The 17,064-nt window shown below is 63.0% G+C and carries 16 protein-coding genes; 3 read left to right on the top strand and 13 right to left on the bottom strand.

The window, feature by feature from the left end:
• Positions 1 to 7: 7 nt before the first annotated feature.
• The 7 genes from KFK14_RS09160 to KFK14_RS09130 form a co-directional block, all read right to left on the bottom strand.
• Complete coding sequence (locus KFK14_RS09160; RefSeq protein ID WP_212610665.1) at positions 8 to 1,186, bottom strand: XrtA/PEP-CTERM system-associated ATPase; 1,179 nt, start codon at positions 1,184 to 1,186, stop codon at positions 8 to 10.
• 20 nt (positions 1,187 to 1,206) lie between these two features.
• Positions 1,207 to 2,814 carry a hypothetical protein gene (locus tag KFK14_RS09155; RefSeq protein WP_212610664.1) on the bottom strand — a complete coding sequence of 536 codons (1,608 nt, stop codon included), beginning with the start codon at positions 2,812 to 2,814 and terminating at the stop codon, positions 1,207 to 1,209.
• Positions 2,815 to 2,816: 2 nt separating this feature from the next.
• The gene (locus KFK14_RS09150) at positions 2,817 to 3,704 is read right to left on the bottom strand and encodes an AAA family ATPase (RefSeq protein WP_212610663.1); all 888 of its coding nucleotides are present in this window, start codon (positions 3,702 to 3,704) and stop codon (positions 2,817 to 2,819) included.
• A 13-nt stretch (positions 3,705 to 3,717) separates the two neighbouring features.
• Entirely contained in the window at positions 3,718 to 5,235 is a 1,518-nt protein-coding gene (locus KFK14_RS09145) for an XrtA system polysaccharide chain length determinant (protein WP_212610662.1), read from the bottom strand.
• A gap of 27 nt (positions 5,236 to 5,262) precedes the next feature.
• Positions 5,263 to 5,904, bottom strand: coding sequence for an XrtA/PEP-CTERM system exopolysaccharide export protein (locus KFK14_RS09140; RefSeq protein ID WP_070151134.1), 642 nt, complete (start codon positions 5,902 to 5,904; stop codon positions 5,263 to 5,265).
• A 140-nt stretch (positions 5,905 to 6,044) separates the two neighbouring features.
• On the bottom strand, positions 6,045 to 7,277 hold the full coding sequence (locus KFK14_RS09135) for a pyridoxal-dependent decarboxylase, exosortase A system-associated (protein WP_212610661.1): 1,233 nt from the start codon (positions 7,275 to 7,277) through the stop codon (positions 6,045 to 6,047).
• On the bottom strand, positions 7,274 to 8,800 hold the full coding sequence (locus KFK14_RS09130; protein WP_212610660.1) for an acyl-CoA ligase (AMP-forming), exosortase A system-associated: 1,527 nt from the start codon (positions 8,798 to 8,800) through the stop codon (positions 7,274 to 7,276). The genes KFK14_RS09135 and KFK14_RS09130 overlap by 4 nt, the downstream gene beginning before the upstream one ends.
• Before the next feature lie 121 nt (positions 8,801 to 8,921).
• Between KFK14_RS09130 and KFK14_RS09125 the strand changes: the two genes are divergently transcribed.
• Together KFK14_RS09125 and KFK14_RS09120 are read left to right on the top strand one after the other, a co-directional pair.
• Complete coding sequence (locus tag KFK14_RS09125; protein ID WP_246524977.1) at positions 8,922 to 9,902, top strand: GNAT family N-acetyltransferase; 981 nt, start codon at positions 8,922 to 8,924, stop codon at positions 9,900 to 9,902.
• 26 nt (positions 9,903 to 9,928) lie between these two features.
• A complete protein-coding gene (locus KFK14_RS09120) occupies positions 9,929 to 10,219 on the top strand; it encodes an acyl carrier protein (RefSeq protein WP_070151126.1) in 291 nt (96 codons plus the stop codon).
• Positions 10,220 to 10,387: 168 nt separating this feature from the next.
• Here KFK14_RS09120 and trxB read toward each other — a convergent pair whose 3' ends face one another.
• The 5 genes from trxB to KFK14_RS09095 all read right to left on the bottom strand — a co-directional run bounded on the left by trxB (position 10,388) and on the right by KFK14_RS09095 (position 15,460).
• A complete protein-coding gene (trxB, locus tag KFK14_RS09115) occupies positions 10,388 to 11,350 on the bottom strand; it encodes a thioredoxin-disulfide reductase (RefSeq protein ID WP_212610659.1) in 963 nt (320 codons plus the stop codon).
• Positions 11,351 to 11,473: 123 nt separating this feature from the next.
• On the bottom strand, positions 11,474 to 12,211 hold the full coding sequence (locus KFK14_RS09110; RefSeq protein WP_212610658.1) for a proteasome-type protease: 738 nt from the start codon (positions 12,209 to 12,211) through the stop codon (positions 11,474 to 11,476).
• Positions 12,212 to 12,252: 41 nt separating this feature from the next.
• Positions 12,253 to 13,125: a transglutaminase family protein gene (locus KFK14_RS09105; RefSeq protein WP_212610657.1), complete on the bottom strand. Its 873-nt coding sequence runs from the start codon at positions 13,123 to 13,125 to the stop codon at positions 12,253 to 12,255.
• Between the two features lie 3 nt (positions 13,126 to 13,128).
• Positions 13,129 to 14,061 carry an alpha-E domain-containing protein gene (locus tag KFK14_RS09100; RefSeq protein ID WP_070151118.1) on the bottom strand — a complete coding sequence of 311 codons (933 nt, stop codon included), beginning with the start codon at positions 14,059 to 14,061 and terminating at the stop codon, positions 13,129 to 13,131.
• A gap of 4 nt (positions 14,062 to 14,065) precedes the next feature.
• On the bottom strand, positions 14,066 to 15,460 hold the full coding sequence (locus KFK14_RS09095; RefSeq protein ID WP_425516683.1) for a circularly permuted type 2 ATP-grasp protein: 1,395 nt from the start codon (positions 15,458 to 15,460) through the stop codon (positions 14,066 to 14,068).
• 437 nt (positions 15,461 to 15,897) lie between these two features.
• Between KFK14_RS09095 and KFK14_RS09090 the strand changes: the two genes are divergently transcribed.
• A complete protein-coding gene (locus KFK14_RS09090) occupies positions 15,898 to 16,188 on the top strand; it encodes a hypothetical protein (RefSeq protein ID WP_212610656.1) in 291 nt (96 codons plus the stop codon).
• A gap of 28 nt (positions 16,189 to 16,216) precedes the next feature.
• On the opposite strand, the gene KFK14_RS09085 is transcribed toward KFK14_RS09090, so the two are convergent.
• A complete protein-coding gene (locus tag KFK14_RS09085) occupies positions 16,217 to 17,032 on the bottom strand; it encodes an ABC transporter substrate-binding protein (protein ID WP_212610655.1) in 816 nt (271 codons plus the stop codon).
• Positions 17,033 to 17,064: the final 32 nt, after the last annotated feature.

Raw genomic sequence — 17,064 nt, 5'->3', positions numbered from 1 at the left:
GCCCCTGTTAGGCTGCCCGGTCGTGCGCGTGAAGCGCAACGTCATCCTCGCGCTCAACCCATTCGACCAGCAGCGTCAGAACCTGGCGCAAGGCGGCGTCCTGATCTGCGGCCCGCTGCTCCGAAACGGCAAGCCGCTTCTCCACGGCATTCAGCCGCTCGAACAGGGCGCTGAGGTCTCCGGCGCCGCTCCGGTCCGCCAGCGCCGCGCGCAACTCGTCCAGTTCCGCCTTGATGCGATGCAGATCGAGCAGGTCGGCCGACGAGGGCGCTGGCGCGGCAACCGCTTCGGCGGGCGGGCTGTCGGGCACGGCGCGGACCGGCGCAGCCACGGGTGCGGAAACGGGTGCGGCCTGCGGCGCTGCCTCCGCCACTTCGCCCTCATGGCTCATGTCGGCGACCACGGCATCGACGACTGGGGTATCGATAAGATCAAGGCGATCGATCGCACCGAGCAGGAGTACGCGGCTGACCACGGCATTCACCCGGCGCGGAATGCCGCCGGTCGCGGCATGGATGGCGGCGCAAGCTTCCGGCGTGAAGCGCGGATTGCCCTGCCATCCGACCAGCCCCAGACGATGTTCGATATAGGGCTGAACTTCATCCGCAAGCATCGGATCGAGATGATGGGTGGCGATGACGCGCTGGCGCAACTGTTCAAGGCCCGGCGACGCCATCAGGTCGCGAAATTCCGGCTGGCCGAGCAGGAAAATCTGCAGCAGCGCCTGCCCGCCAAGCTGGAAATTGCTCAGCATCCGCAATTCCTCAATTGCGGAGACCGGCAGATTCTGCGCCTCATCGACGATCAGCAGCGTGCGGCGGCCGGCGCGGGCCTGATTATGGAGGAAACCCTCGATCCGGTTCAGGATTTCGGCCTTGGCCACGCCGTCCGCCTGCACGCCGAATGCCTGGGCGGCGAGGCGGAGCATATCGTCGCCCTCCACCTGGGTGGACACGATCTTGACGGCGGTGAGACGCGCCGGATCAATCGACGCCATGACATGGCCGACCAGCGTGGTCTTGCCCGCGCCGATATCGCCAGTGATGACGATGAAGCCCTCGCCCTGCGCCAGACCATAACCGAGGTAGGACAAGGCCTTGCGATGCGTCGCGCTCTCGAAATAGAAATGCGGATCGGGCGTGAGCTGGAACGGCCGCCCCTTCAATCCGTAGAACTGATCGTACATCTCGTACCTCTTTCGAACGCTTAGAACTGGTAACGCAGGCTGATCTGGGCGAGCGCGCTGATGATGCTCTCAATGCCCTTGGGGTCCACCCCGTCGACGCCGACCGAGGCCGTGCCGGTCAGACGGCGGGTGAAGTCGCGATAATAGCTGGCATAGGCCCCGGCATTCAGCACATCGAGCACGCCATCCACGCCGGAGTCATAATAGTTGGCATAGATGGTGCCGTTCACGCCCGACCGTTGATCGATCTTCCGGCCCGCGATGAGATTGACGTAATAATTCTCATCCGTCGCGCCGTTGACCTCGTCGAACACGCCGCCAGCCGGGGCGATGAACTTGCGGCGGGCGTAACCCGCGGCGACGCCCCAGTTCCACGCGCCGCGCTCGGCCGAATATTGCGCGTTGACGCCGCGATGGCGGAAGTTGGCCGCGCTGATGGCCGAAAGCGCGTCGTTGAAGCACTGGCCACCGCCCTGCACGCCGAATACGCAGGTGCTGAGATCGCCGGTGAACGGATTGCGCTGGACGTTGAAGCTGGTGCCGAGACCGACGAGCGATCCGTTCATCATGCGGCCGAAACTGTCGATGCCATCGAACACGGAAATGCTGACCGAACTGTCGCGATCCGGCTGCCAGGTGAAATTGCCAGTGAAGCGCCAGGAGCCGTAACGCTCTCCGATCCGCGCCTCCAGCGAGGTGCGGCGGCTGGGCCGCCAGAGCACGCCGACATCCCAGATCAGCCCGTCAAAGTCATAGGATAGCTGGCGCGGCGAGGATTTGTCCGTGACCAGACGGCCGGACGGCGAAATAACGGGATTGTCATTGGCGTCGCGCAGCACATCGCGCTGGCCAATCTCCAGATCCTCATATCCCACGCCGCCGACAATCGCCGTGGTCGGAGAAACCGGCAGGGTCAGGTCCAGACGCGCCCATTTATCCTCAAACAACTGGTCGAGCGGATCGGCGTCCTCCCGGTCATAGCCGACGCTGACGGTCCAGCCGACCGGCAGCGGGCCGGGCTGCATGCCGGCCGACGCATTGGCGCTCTGGTACAGGCTGCTGTCATAGGAGCGCAGCCGCTGTCCGCCCGGCAGGGCAGGGCCGCTATCGTCCTCAACCTTCGTATATCCCAAGCGATAGGCGGCGTTGATCGTCAGGTCGCCCGCAGTCGTGGTGAGCGTGGGACCGACATAGCCGGAATAAATCTTCGCAATGGCGTCCGCGCCCGCGAGCGCTCCATTGCCCGCGCCGACAAAGTCGCTGCGCGTACGGGTGGCGATTCCGCCCGCCTCAAGATGCAAAATATCCTGGATGGGATCGATCCGGGCGCGGGCGATGCCGCTGATAATATCCTGATCGCCGACATTACCGCCCCAGCCGAACTGATGTTCGTAGCGGATATTGGCCTGCCCCTCCGCATCGCGGGTGGTGACGCGGGCATCCACACCGACCGCCGCGCTGCTATAGGCCAGGACATCGCCGTCACCGCCCTTGATGTCGGTCAGGACGGTCTGGTTAACCTCCAGATATGGTTCGATTTCAAGCCGCTTCTCGCGCGCGGATGCCGGCATGACGGCGCCCGCCAGCACGATCGCCGTCGTGGCTTTCAGGAAAGTCGAGCGGCTCATTGTCACTCGCCCTTGCCGTAATAAGCGCCGAAGCGGCGGCCGCTCGCGGAGAATTTGACGCTGTTGAGAAGCAACTGAACCTGCGGACATGCCTTCAGCAGCCCGGCTGCATCGCGCAGAGCGCTTTCCGAGGTCTTGTCCGCCCGCACGATCAGCAGCGCCAAGCCGACATGAGCCGCAATCACCGAGGCGGGCGAGGCAGCGAGCAATGGCGGGGAATCGAACAGGATGATCTGGTTGGGCCGCCCGGCAGCCAGCCGGTCGAGGACAAGCTCCATGCGGGAGGAGGCGAGATATTCCGTGTCATTATTCGTCTGCCGCCCGGCGGGCAGCACGGCCAGGCCGGGAATATCGGTGCGGATCACGCAATCCTCGATTGCAATCGTGGGGTCGGCCAGCGCATCCATGAAGCCCGCCCCGCCCTGCAAGCCGAGCGTCGTCAACACGCTGGGATTGGCGAAGTCGGCATCGACCAGAAGGACTTCCATGTCCTTTTCCGCGGCCAGTGACAGCGCCAGATTGACGGCGCAGAAGGTCTTGCCGTCGCCGGGTAGCGCCGAGCAAATGAGGACGCGATTGTCCCCCGCCGCAACGCTGGAGAGGATCTGCCGCTTCACGATGCGGAATTCCTCGCCAATCCCGGTCACCGGTCCATCGGGGAGGACATAACCGGCCTCAGTCAGAGCCAGTCGGTCGATCGTTTCCACCGGTCCAGTCCAGGGGCGCGCGACCGGTGCACCTGCCTCAGCCAGAGGCGGCGGCGGAGGCAGCGATCCCGCGTCGATCGGCGGAGCGATCCGCCCGCGCAGAGCGTCGTCGAAATCATAGATGCCGGACGCCCGCTCAAGCAGCGACGCCTTGTCCGGGAAAGGTCCTGTGGGCTTGTTCATCTCTTGGGTCCCCTCAGGCCATGCCGCGCTGGACAAATTCGACCGCGATCAGCAGCACGCAGCATCCCGCCAGCGCCCCGCTGGCCCCCGCGAACCAGCGCAAATGCTGACGCCGGGTTTCGCTTTGCGCCGCGGTCAGCGTTTCGGTGATTGCGCCGATGACCGGAATGCCCGCCGCTTTCTCCAGCCGCGCAACGGTCGGATAGGTCGTGCGCAACTGACCAATGGCGAAAGCAACGCCTGCGCCGCCGAAAATCCCGGCAATCAGGACGCCGACCAGAAGCAGCGGCCGGTTGGGCGATGCCGGTACGGACGACATGCTGGGCGGATCGATGACGCGGAACTTGACGGCGTCGGTCTCCGACTGGACATCGCCGCGCAGGCGCACATCCTCACGGTCGGCGACCAGCTTGTCATATTGCGCCTTGATCGCCTGATAGTCGCGGTCCAGCCGCTCCTGCTCTGCGGCGACACCAGGCTCATCAACCTGCTTGGCGATCATAGTGTTGAGGTCCGACTGAAGCTGCGCCTTGCGCGTGGACAACGCGGCGGCGGTCGCCGCCTTCTCCGCCTGCATCGACTTCAGCGACATATAGGCCGGGTTCGGCGTGCCGCCGGCGGACACGGAAGCGCCCCCCTGCCCACGCAGCGCAGCGATCTGCCGCTGCAGCGCCACGACGTCGGGATGATTTTCCGTCCAGCCCCGCGCGCGCGCTGCGGAAAGGTCTGCCTGAGCGGATGCGAGCGCGCTGAGGCCGCCCGTCCCGGCGCCGCCGCCCGCAATCATCGCGGGCGTGGCCGCAAGCTGTCCGTTCACCGATGCAAGCGCGCTCTGGGCGGCGACGAGTTGCGGGTCGATCTGGTTCATCTCGGTCCGCGCGGCGTTCATGCGATCATTGATCGATCCGACGCCCGGCAACAGGCCGATATATTTTTGCTCGAAGGCGACGCGGCGCTGTTCGGCCTCCTGAAGCTGGCGGCCGCGCTGCTCGACCTGCGAGTTCAGGAAGCCAAGGCTCTGCTTGGTTTCGTCACGGTCGTTGAGGATGTCTGCCTGCTGGAACAGCTCGACAAGCTTCTGCGCAACCTGGCTCGCGACACGGGCATTGCCGCCGTCCGACAGGCTGCTGTCGGACATGGCGACGGTGATGTCGAACAGATTGTCCTGATCAGCGACGATCTTGATCTTCTGGCGCAGCATGGAGACCTTGCCGGCAATCTCACGATCCGTGGTTACGGTCTGAGCGAGATCGGTCGAGCGGACGACCTTCTCCAGATTGGCGGCGCTGGTCAGCGTCTGGCGGACGCGGTCCACATCCTGCTGCTGCTCAATGGGGGAAACGCCCATCTGGTTGGGCAGGATCGAGCGCGCCTCGACATAGACCTTGGCCTTGGACTCATAGCTGTTGGGGATCAGCGCGACCACGAGCCAGCCGAGCATGCAGATGCCCCAGGCCGTCGCCAGCGCAAGCCAGCGGCGGTTCCATATGCCGTGCAGGGCGATCTGTAGTTCGTCGTAAAGACCGGACATAAGCGCGGGTTTTCCCTGATATCTTTTTTAGAACATGCTTTCCGGGATGATGATCACGTCACCAGGGGCCAGCAGGACGTTCGCCTTCGTATCGCCCCGCTTGATGAGGTCGTTGATGCGGACCGCATATTCCTTCTGCTTGCCGCCAGCCTTGTCGTAACGGACCAGACGGGCGCGATTCCCGGCCGCATATTCGGACAGCCCACCCACCGCAATCATCGCGTCAAGCAGTGTCATATTGGCACGGTAGGGAATGGAGGCCGGCTTCTCCGTCGCGCCCACGATGCGGACCTGCTGACTGAAGGTGCCGGAGAAGTTGTCGACGATCACTGAGACCAGCGGATTTTCGATATATTTGCTGAGCGACGCCTTGATATCCTCGGCCAAAACGGCGGGCGTCTTGCCCACGGCGGGCAGGTCGGCGATCAGCGGCGTGGTGATGCGGCCGTCAGGACGGACCTGAACCTTCGCGCCCAGTTCCGGGTTGCGCCATACGAAAATGGTGAGTTGATCGAGCGGGCCGATGACATATTCCTCGCTCGGTCCCGCCTGGTTGGACACGAAAGATGCCGGGGGAAGTTCCGGCCCCTTGCCGCCCGCACAGCCCGACAGGACCATCGCTGGCAGTGCAGCTCCCAGAAAAACCTTGGAAATCCGCGCGAACGCCATCTGTATCACCCTCAATTGCCCGGCCGTGCAAACCGGCCCGGCGCGCGCGGCGACGGGCACGGGACGCACAACATCCCGCGCCCTCTTTGGCGATAAAGGGTGAAAATACCGTTAGGATTAGCCTATTGCGCCGCCGCGGATCAGCCGACGAGCAGTTCCCGCGGCGGCGGATGGCCCAGGAAAGCCGCGGGACTGGCGCTCGCGCCATAGGCTCCGGCAAGGAAAATTGCCACCAGATCACCTACTTTTACCGGCGGCAAGGCAACCTTGTCCCCCAGCCGGTCGAGCGGCGTGCAAAGGCAACCGACGACGCTGACAGGCTCGTCGGAAGGTTCGCGGCCGAAACGGTTGGCGATGGCGATTGGATAGTTGCGCCGGACAACGGTGCCGAAATTCCCGCTGGCCGCCAGTTGATGGTGGAGACCGCCGTCCACGACCACGAAAGTCTCCCCCTGGCTCTGCTTCACGTCAATGACGCGGGTCAGATAAACCCCCGCCTCGCCGACCAGCCAGCGGCCAAGCTCCAGCGCAAATTCGGAGGATTTCAGGATGTCGGCCCGCTTTTCCAGCGCGTCGTCCAGCGCGACGCCGATCGGGCGGATGTCCAGCCGCTCGTCTCCGGGGAAATAGGCGATACCGAAGCCGCCGCCCAGATTGACGAGCGGCGGCGATGCGCCCACGTCGTCCGAAAGCCGGGCCGCGAGATCAATGGTGGCCGCCTGCGTTTCGATAAGCGCCATAGGATCAAGCGCCTGCGATCCGGCGAAGATATGCCAACCGCGCCAGTCCGCCCCGGCATCGATAACGCGCCTCGCCAGTGCTGCTGCCCGGTCGGCATCGACGCCGAAGGGTTTGGCCCCGCCGCCCATGCGCATACCCGATCCGCGCAAGTCGAAATCAGGATTCACGCGCACCGCAAGACGCGGCGTTTTCCCAAGCCGCGCGGCAATGGCGAGCGCCCGGTCCGCCTCCCCTTCCGATTCCAGATTGAGGGTGATGCCCGCCGAAATGGCGGCGGTCAGTTCATCGTCGCGCTTGCCCGGCCCGGCAAAGCTGATCCGGTCAGGCGCCATGCCAGCGTTCAATGCGTAGCCCAGTTCTCCGCCCGAGGCGATGTCGAACCCGTCGACGAGCGGGACCATACGCTCCAGAAGCGGCGCAAAGGCATTGGCCTTGATCGCATAATGGATCGACAGGGCGGGCGGCATGGCGTCACGCAACCGGCGCACCTGGGCCGCGACAATATCGATGTCGTAGACGAAAAGCGGCGTGTCCCCCGCCTCGTCCACCAGGGACGCCGCGCCGCAGCCGCCGATGAGCAGCATGTTCTCCTCGGCAGCGAACCAGGGCGGAACAGGTCCCATCGGCTTCATGCGACGGCCTCCGCCATCAAGGCAGCCCGGTCGATCTTGCCATTGGCGTTATGGGGAAAATCCTTCCGCACGACTATCTCCGCCGGCTGCATGAAATTGGGTAGTTCAGCCTTCAGCGTGGCGCGTACCCGTTCCTCCAGTTCGTTGCCATCCTTCTTTGCAGAGGGGCGGAGCAAGAGCTTGACCGCCTGCCCCAGCCGGGCATCGGGAACGCCCAGCGCCACTGCCTCGGCCACGCCTTGCACGGCGACCGCCGCCTCCTCTATTTCCGTGGGACTGATCCGGTTGCCGGCGGACTTGATCATCGCATCATCCCGGCCGACGAAATAGAGCAGGCCGTCCGCCTCCCGCCGGACCGTGTCACCAGACCACACCGCCATGCCGCCATAATGCGATGCTGAAGGCGAGGGTCTGAAGCGTTGCGCCGTGCGGTCAGGGTCTTGCCAGTAGCCCTGCGCCACCAGGGGGCCGCAATGGACAAGTTCCCCCGGCTCGCCATCGTCCGTCAGGCTGCCGTCCGGCCGGACGACCAGGATTTCCGCGTGGGGAATGGCCGATCCCATGCTGTCGGGATGCGTGTCGACCAGCGCAGGCGGCAGATAGGTGGACCGGAATGCTTCGGTCAGGCCGTACATGGGATAGAGATCGGCATTGGGAAACAAGGCCCGAAGGCGCGCCACCAGCGGACGAGTCAACGCGCCACCGCTATTGGTGAGACGCCGGAGCCGGGCCGCGACCTCCGCCGGCCATTCCAGCTCGACAAGCTGCACCCAGAGCGGAGGCACGCCCGCCAGAGTCGTGATTTCCCTGCGCTCCACCGACCGGATGACATCACGCGGTGTGAGATAATCCAGCGGTACGACGCACCCTCCAGCATACCAGGTGGATAGCAACTGGTTCTGACCATAGTCGAAGCTGAACGGCAGAACGCACAAGGTCCGGTCGTTGGGCGTCAGTTTCAGATAATCCGCGACCGAGACGGCACCCAGCCACAGATTGGCGTGGCTGAGCATCACGCCCTTGGGACGTCCCGTGGAACCGGACGTGTAGAGAATAGCCGCCAGCGCATCAGGATCGGCATCAGACGGCGGGAGGACCTTGCCGCCCGTAAGCGCGCAGGCCGTATCGTCCTCGCTATGCGCTTCGCAACCGGCCGGCATGTCGCCCGGTTCCAGCGTGGCGAGGCGCGCGCCGGTTCCGATCAACAGCCGCGCTCCGCTGTCCGCCAGGATATGCGCGACCTGCGCCCGTTTGAGCAAGGGATTAACGGGAACATGGACAAGGCCCGCGCGCGGCGCGGCCAGCGGCATCAGCGCGGCGACCACGCCCTTGGCGACCCAGCTCGCCACACGGTCCCCCGCCTCAAATCCAAACCCCTTCAGCCATGCGGCGAGACGCCCCAGGCTTTCCTCCAGTTCGGCATAATCCAGCGCGCCAGCGCGTCCATCAAGCGCGGGCCGCGACGGATCGCCATTGCGGAGCACATGGTCGATTGGCAGAATTGGAGGGTCGATTAACCCCATGTCCAGAAATTCCCCCTAGTTCAGAACATCTTTTGCGGGAGATAGTCCTTTGCGGGGTCAAGGGGAATATCGAAGTCCAATCCCCTTTCCGTCGACGGCAACCCGTTCGGCGCTCACTGCGTTGCGCGCCGCGAAGATCCCGGCGCTCAGCCGCAAAGCCCAGCCGCATCTGTTCAACCGCATCGCATGGCTGGAACCGCTGCACCGCCTGTGTATGCCGGACAGCGCGCCGCACATCCTGACCGCTGCGGACGGCAAGGCCCGGGCCTGGCTGTTTCTGGCGGAAAGCGGAAAGAACAAGCGGGTCGCCATTGCGAACTGGTACAGCTTCGCCTTTGAGCCAGTATTTGCGGGAAATCCGTCACCGGAACAGAAACTGCGCCTGATGGAAGGCATCGCCCGCGATCTCCTCCCCGATGCGGCGCAACTGGACGTCTATCCCGTGACGGCGGACGATGGCGCGAGTGCTTTATTCCTCAAGGCGTTTCGCAAGGCCGGATGGATAGCGGTGGAGCGCCCGATGGGCGTCAATCACTATCTGACCGTGGATAATCGGGATTTTGAGACCTATTGGGCGGGACGTCCGGGGAAGCTGCGCAGCACGGTGCGGCGAAAATTGCGATCAACCAGTCTTACGTTCGAAATCCATCACAAGCTCACCAACCGGCTGTGGGACGATTATATCACTGTCTACCAGCGGAGTTGGAAGCAATCGGAACCGAACCTGGATTTCCTGCGCCTGATTGCGGAGCAGGAGGGCAAGGCGGGGACATTGCGGCTGGGCTTCGCCCGCGAGGACGGCTTTCCCATCGCAGTGCAGTTCTGGACGATAGAGAATGGCGTCGCCCTGATCCACAAGCTCGCCCATGATCAGGGCGCGGACGAGATGTCGCCCGGCACCCTGCTGAGCCACCATATGTTTCGATCCGCCATTGACGAGGATAAGGCCGCGATCATCGATTATGGCACGGGGGATAACCCCTATAAGACGGAGTGGATGGAGCGGCAGCGCCCCCTCTACCGCGTCGACTGCTTCAATCCCCGTTTCTCATCCGCATGGCTTCCCGCTGCAAAAACAGCCATTTCGAAGCTTGTAGGCTAGGCGCGCAGGCGATAGAGGCTGGCACCATGCGGACGAAACCGGAACAGGCGCAGACTGGCGACATGACCGTGGAAGATACCGTGCGTGCGGTTCTGCGCGACGTACTTGCGATAGAACAGGATAGGGTCGATGCTTTCGACCGCGACACGCCCCTGTTCGGAGCGCTGCCGGAACTGGATTCCATGGCGGTCGCTGGCCTGCTCACGGAAATGGAGGACCGCCTCGGCATCCTGATCGAGGATGACGATATTGACGGGGAAACCTTCGAGACCTTCGGTACGCTGGTGGATTTCGCGGAGAGCAAAGTTCTTGTGTGAACTTCGGGCGGCAAGAGCTTAGAATTATTGCCTTCCAGATCTCCGTTCAGGTTGAGCGAAACAAAGCGCCTCACTGCGTTCGGCAGAACCCTTCGATTTCGCTCAGGGTGAACGGGGTTTGATCATCTTCGATCTGGCACACCCTCCACCGCAAGCTTTCCAGCAGCCTTATTCCGCCGCCAATGCCTCGTAATCCGCCTCCGCCAGAAATTTCTCCGCGTCCAGCGCCGACATGCAGCCCATGCCCGCGGCCGTCACAGCCTGACGATAGATTTTGTCGGTGACGTCGCCTGCCGCGAACACGCCGGGAACGGCAGTGCGCGTGGTGCCTTTCTCCACAACCAGATAGCCCTCATCCATCGGCAAAAGCCCCTCGAACAGTTCCGTCGAAGGCTTGTGACCGATCGCGACGAAAGCGCCATCCGTGGCGATGTGAGATTTGTCGCCCGTCACGGTATCGATCAGGTCGACCCCGACAAGACCGGCGGGGTCGCCACCGCCGACAAAACGCTCGACCCGCTTGTTCCACAGAACGCTGATCTTCGGGTTGGCGAACAATCGTTCCTGCAGGATTTTTTCGGCGCGCAGCGAATCGCCGCGATGGATCAGGGTCACGTCATGGCTGTGGTTGGTGAGGTAGAGCGCCTCCTCCACTGCGGTATTTCCGCCGCCGATAACCACCACCTTCTTGCCGCGATAAAAGAAGCCATCGCAGGTTGCGCAGGCGCTGACGCCCTTGCCGCCCAGCGCTTCCTCGCCCTCGACGCCCAACCACTTGGCCTGCGCCCCGGTAGCGATCACGAGGACGTCGCCCGAATAGATGGTGCCGCCGTCCCCGGTCAGGCGGAAAGGCCGCTGGGACAGATCGACACTGACAATCTGGTCGTACATCATCTGCGCGCCGACATGTTCGGCCTGCGCCTGCATCTGCTCCATCAGCCAGGGTCCCTGGATGACATCACGGAAGCCAGGATAGTTTTCCACGTCCGTCGTGATGGTCAATTGCCCGCCCGGCTGCATGCCCTGAACGACGATCGGCGCCATGCCGGCGCGCGCGGCGTAGATGGCGGCGCTGAGGCCCGCCGGTCCCGATCCCAAAATCAGCATGCGGGTGGAGTGGGTGGCGGTCATGGCATCCTTCCGGCGGAAATTCGATTCGTTGGCAGATGGAGATAATGGGTCGCATCATCGGCGCAAGGCGGTGGGCGCTGCAGTTTTGCTTGTGTCTTCGATAGCGCGAATGCGGCGCGGTTTTCAGTCGAGCACGTTGGGAAGCGCCTCGAACCCCCGGCGCAGCGCCGCTGACCAGCCTTGCGAGATCATCGCAAATTCCTCGTCATCGGGTTCGATCCGGCGACGGACGCGGAATTTGAAGGCCTCCGTGTCGATAACGGCGAGATCCAGAGGCATGCCGACCGACAGGTTGGAGCGCAGCGTCGAATCCATCGATACGCACACCGCTTTCACGGCATCATCGATCGTTGTTTCCGGCTTGATGATGCGATCGAGGATAGGCTTGCCATATTTATGCTCGCCAATCTGGAAGAAGGGCGTGTCGGCCGTCGCCTCGATGAAGTTACCGGCGGAATAGACGAGATAAAGGCGCGGTTTTCCGCCCTTCCGCTGCCCGGCGATCAGGATAGAGGCGTCGGCCCCCGCCCCCTGCATCTCTATGGTGTCGCGATAGCGGTGCTGCATTTCCTGCATGGCCTCGCCCACAATCTGGGCAACCCTGTGCATGGTCTTGCAGTTCAGGATCGTTTCGGTGTCTGGCGTGTCATGCGATATCTTGATCTGGCGGGAGAGGCAGGTTTTCACCTCCTGCGTAATCGACAGATTGCCTGAACACATCAGCGCAATGGCGCGATCGCCCGGCACTTCATAAGTGAACATCTTCCGAAAGCGGGCGATATTGTCCATGCCCGCATTGGTGCGGGTGTCGGACAATAATACGAGTCCCTGATCGACCCGCACGGCCACGCAATAGGTCATCGCCCCCCGGCTCCCATAGTCATAAGCTCAAATCCCGGCACTTATTCCCTGGCGCGCGCAGGCAGAGTCCATTGTTGTTGCTGCTGTTTCTGCAGTTGCTGCTCGCGCTCGTCATCGCTGGCCTGCGCGATGCGGACGTCCGCGTCAATGCCGATCGTACCCGCGGCCATTGCCGATCCGCGGACAGGCGCTGCGTCATCCGCGTCAAGTCCGGAAGCAAGGCGAACATAGCTGTCCGTCACGCACACGCGATTTGAGGTGTCGAAACCCACCCAGCCAAGCCCAGGCACCATCGCCTCCGCCCATGCATGGGTTTCGTGCAGCGCCTCCCCGTCTTGAGTCGCGAGATAGCCGGCGACATAGCGGGCGGGCACACCCAGCGACCGGGCGGCGGAAATGAAGATCTGGGCATGGTCCTGGCATACGCCGCCGCCGATCATCAACGCTTCCCCGGCCGTCGTCTCCGGCCTGGTGATGCCCGGCCGGTAGGCGACGGCGTCGCGAACGGCGGCGGACAGGGCATGAAGGCGGTCCAGCGGGTCGCCATCCCGCACCGAACCGGCCAGCTCCCGTATCGCTGCGCTCGGCTCCGTCAGCGCCGTCTCCCGAAGATAGATGCGCGGATTGAAATGTTCGTCGAGGCCGGAAATGATGCCGTTCGTGTCACTGGTTTCGACCATGCCGGTCGCGACGACATTGACCCCGGTCATATGCCGGTGCCGTATCCACAGCGCCTCAAGATCGCCATAGCCATTTGGCGCAAAGCCAAAAACGGGATCGTCATTCACCGTCACCTGCCATTCCAGCACCCTCTGCCCATGGTGCCGGCGCGGCATAAGCTTCAGGAGCATGGCCACGCGGCTGGAGCCTGCGCCATAGCTGTAAGAGGTTTGGTGACGGACGATGAGCTTCATGGCTTATCCGAAATGATAGGCCTGCGCGATTTCCAGACCCAGCCGGTTGGTCATGGTCAGGCCGTTTTGCACGGTTTCGTGCAGGCCACGGCGGAATATCTCGCCGCTGTCCAAACTTTCCAGACTGCTTACCATCTCCTGCACCGTATCGTCGCAGGTCGCGCGGGCGTCATGCCAGCCGGACAGCCGGTTGAGGCGATAGGCGAGCTGGTCGTAGCAGAAGGCGACGCTGCGCGGGAAAAGGCGATTGAGCATCAGAAAATCGGTGATCTGCCACGGCGTATAGGCGCCGCCATAGACATGGTGGTAGGCCCGGCTTCCCGACAGGGCATGCAGCACGGACGTCCATTGATAATGGTCGCGCGTCCCGCCCACCACCTCGGTCTCCGGCAACAGGACATAATATTTGACGTCGAGCAGGCGCAGGGTCATCTGCGCCCGTTCGAGCGCGCCGCCCGCGCGCAGGAAATCATGTCCCTCATTACGCAACTGACCGCTCTCGGCCGCGCCCCGGAAGGTCATGGAGCGGGTCTTTACCCAGTCGATCAGGCCGGGAAGCTGCTGCCGGGCCTCCGCAACGTCATAGCTGTCTAGCTTGCGCCACCCTTCATTCAACGCCTCCCACATATCCTGGGTCAGCATGGTGCGCGCCGACTTCCCATTCGCGCGCGCCTTGGCGAGACAGGAACGGATCGATGAGGGATTGTCGAGGTCCAGCATCAGATAGGCGACCACGTCGGTTTCCTTGACGTGGCTGTCCTCCGGGAAATTGGCCTCCGCGCCCGTAGCGCGAACGACGGATCGCCATTCGTCCCGATGATGCGCGCCAGGCAGGATCGCCATGCGTTGCCCCATGGTCAGCAGGCGGGCGGTGGATTCGGCGCGCTCCATGTAGCGGGCCATCCAGTAGAGATTTTCGGCGGTACGGCTCAGCATCGCATCAATCCTGCATGACCCAGGTGTCCTTGACACCGCCGCCCTGGCTGGAGTTCACGACCAGCGACCCTTCCGTCAGCGCGACGCGGGTCAGGCCGCCCGGCACCAGCCGCAACTGCTTGCCGACCAGGCAATAGGGCCGGAAGTCCGCATGCCGCTCCACAATGCTGGAGGGGCCAAGCGTCGGAACGGTCGAGAGGTCGAGCGTTGGCTGCGCGATAAACTCCGCCGGATTGGCCCTTATCCGCTCCGCATAGGCGGCCACCTCCTCGGCGGTCGCTTTCGGCCCGATCAACATGCCGTATCCGCCGGAACCATGCACCTCCTTGGCGACAAGATCGGCAAGATTTTCCAGCACATAGGCGCATTCGTCCGGCTTTGCGCACTGCCACGTCTTGATGTTCGACAGGATGGGCTGCTCACCGAGATAGAAGCGGATCATCTCCGGCACATAGACATAGACCGCCTTGTCGTCGGCAATGCCCGATCCGGGGGCCGAACAGAGCGTCACGCCACCATTGCGATATACGTTGAAGATACCCGGAACGCCCAGAAGGCTGTCGGGCCGGAAAGTCAGGGGATCGATATATTCATCGTCGATCCGGCGGTAGATGACATCCACGGCCGTGGGGCCGGAGGTCGTCTTCATCCAGACCCTGCCCTCGTCCACGAAAAGGTCCGCTGGCTCGACCAGTTCGACACCCATGAGATCGGCGAGGAAGCTATGCTCATAATAGGCGCTGTTGAGCGCGCCCGGCGTCAGCACGACCACAACCGGATCGCCCTTGCAGGCCGGCGGCGCGACTTCCTTCAGGCTCTTGAGCAATTCGGCCGGATAATCATCCACCGGCGCAACCACGCCCTGCCCGAACAGCTCCGGGAACATCCGCGTCATGATTTCGCGGTTTTCCAGCATGTAGGACACGCCCGACGGCGTGCGACAATTATCTTCCAGCACCTCAAAACTGTCAGGGCCGGTGCGCACGATGTCTATGCCCACAATATGGCTGTAAACCTTGCCGGGCGGCGAGAAGCCGACCATTTCCGGCCTGTAGGCGCTGTTCTGGTAAATGATGTCGGCGGGCATGATCCCGGCCCGGACAATCTCTCCGCGGTGATATACGTCATGCAGGAAGGCGTTGAGCGCCCGCGCCCGCTGCCGGATGCCCTTGTCCAGCACCCGCCATTCCTGCGCCGTGAATATGCGGGGAAGCAGATCGAAGGGGATCAGCCGTTCCGGGTCGCCCCCTTCGCCATAAACCGCAAAGGTGATGCCGATCCGCCGGAAGATAGCCTCCGCCTCCTCCAGTCGCCGGTTCAGCCCAGAAATGCCCGTCCGTTCGACCCAGTTCTGCACCTCCGCATAGCAGGGGCGGACCGAACCGGCCTGATCGAGCATTTCGTAGAAGGTCAATGGCGTCTCCCTCTTGGATCGGGGCGTTGGCGTTGTGCGCCGCAACATTACTGCAAGTGGTTGCGCGGATTGCAAGCGGAAAAAGCGCAGATGACCGCCGCAATCGATTTTGCCCGGTTCAAGCGACTCCAGAGCCGAAGATGAACCCGTGCAGGGCCGCGCCGGCGACCATCATTAGTCCGGCCAGGCTTCCGGTTTCACGATGCCCGATAACTCGCCCATTTCCGCCAAAAACATAAATTTTTGGGGAAAGCGGCCTCCAAGGAAGCGTTTCGGCCCAGAATCGACCGATGATTGTCAAGAGATTTCAGATACAAGTCGCTTTTCTGTAGATAAGTCGCCGACAGGATGGAAATCGCTGTCTCAAAATGGGACAATAGCTCGACTCGCTGACCCCCGGCAGCGATGGAGAGGACAGAGAGGTGGCTGAAAATCGCTCTCGGCGCGAGGCGTCCCTGAAGGGAATTTCCCCGCCGGAAAAGGTGGAAAACGACTTCTACCTGATCGATACATATGCTCCCACGCCGGCCTTCACGGTCGATGGCATCCCCCCCATGCCAGGCGAGAACTGGCAGGAATATCATGCGCGCGCCCTGGCGTGGATCACCATAGAGGCAAGCACCATCCCCGCCAATTCCAGCTATCTGTCACGGAAACAGTTTCTGGCCCGGCTTGTGGCTGTCCCTATCGCCCTGTTCCTGGCTTTCCGCTGACAGCGGTTCTGCGCCGACCCTTCCCGGCTCACCTGTGCGCCCGTAACTGTTCCGACAGGCTTTTTGCCGCGAGGACGTAGGCCGGGCCGCCGCAAACCGTCCACGCCTGTGGCAAACGCAGACGCGGTATGCCGGCCAAGGCAGGATGATGAAGCATTTCCGTACCCTGATCCGCGATCCGGTCACTATTGGTTTCGACGATCAGATAATCGGGACGCGCGGCCACCATTTCTTCCACCGACATACGGGAGAGAACCGGCCTGCCCATCGCCGTCGCCAGATTGCGCAGACCCACCCGCTGCATCAGATCATCGATCAATGTGCCGGTCCCGGTGAGATAGCCGCGCCGCTGATAATATGCGGCGATGGGCGCTCCCTTGATCCGCCTCAAACCCTTAAGCTCGGCATCCATGCGGCCTATCATGGCCTCACCCCGTTCCGGATGGCCGACCGCCGCAGCGACCTGGCGGATCTGGGTCACGATCGCCGGGTAGTTCTCCGCCGGATTGAGGTTGATAGTGCGGTAGTTCCGCTTTTTCACCTGCGGCCCAATGGCGTGGAATGGACTGGAGATAATCAGATCCGGCTCTAGCGCCAGCACGTCCTCCGACGCCCCGCGCGACATTGCGAAATGATCGGCGCGCTCCGCCTCCGCCGACATGTCCCTGTCCCGCGCGAACTGCGTAAGCGCAAGTATTTGCGAGGGGTCGGCGAGGGCGATCAAGAGCTGATCCGCGCACATGTTGAGCGAAAGAATGCGGCGCGGACGCGATTCTGCATTCGCCGCGCCGGAAAGGCTGGCGAAAAGCACAGACAGAAGGCAAAGGCGCAGGATGGCACCCATCTCTCATTCATTCTCCACGCTGTTGCGGTGAC

This window comes from Sphingobium phenoxybenzoativorans, from assembly GCF_018286635.1.
Lineage (GTDB): Bacteria > Pseudomonadota > Alphaproteobacteria > Sphingomonadales > Sphingomonadaceae > Sphingobium > Sphingobium phenoxybenzoativorans.
The sequence above is the reverse complement of the archived record's forward strand: the minus strand, read 5'-3'. Positions and strand labels throughout refer to the sequence as shown.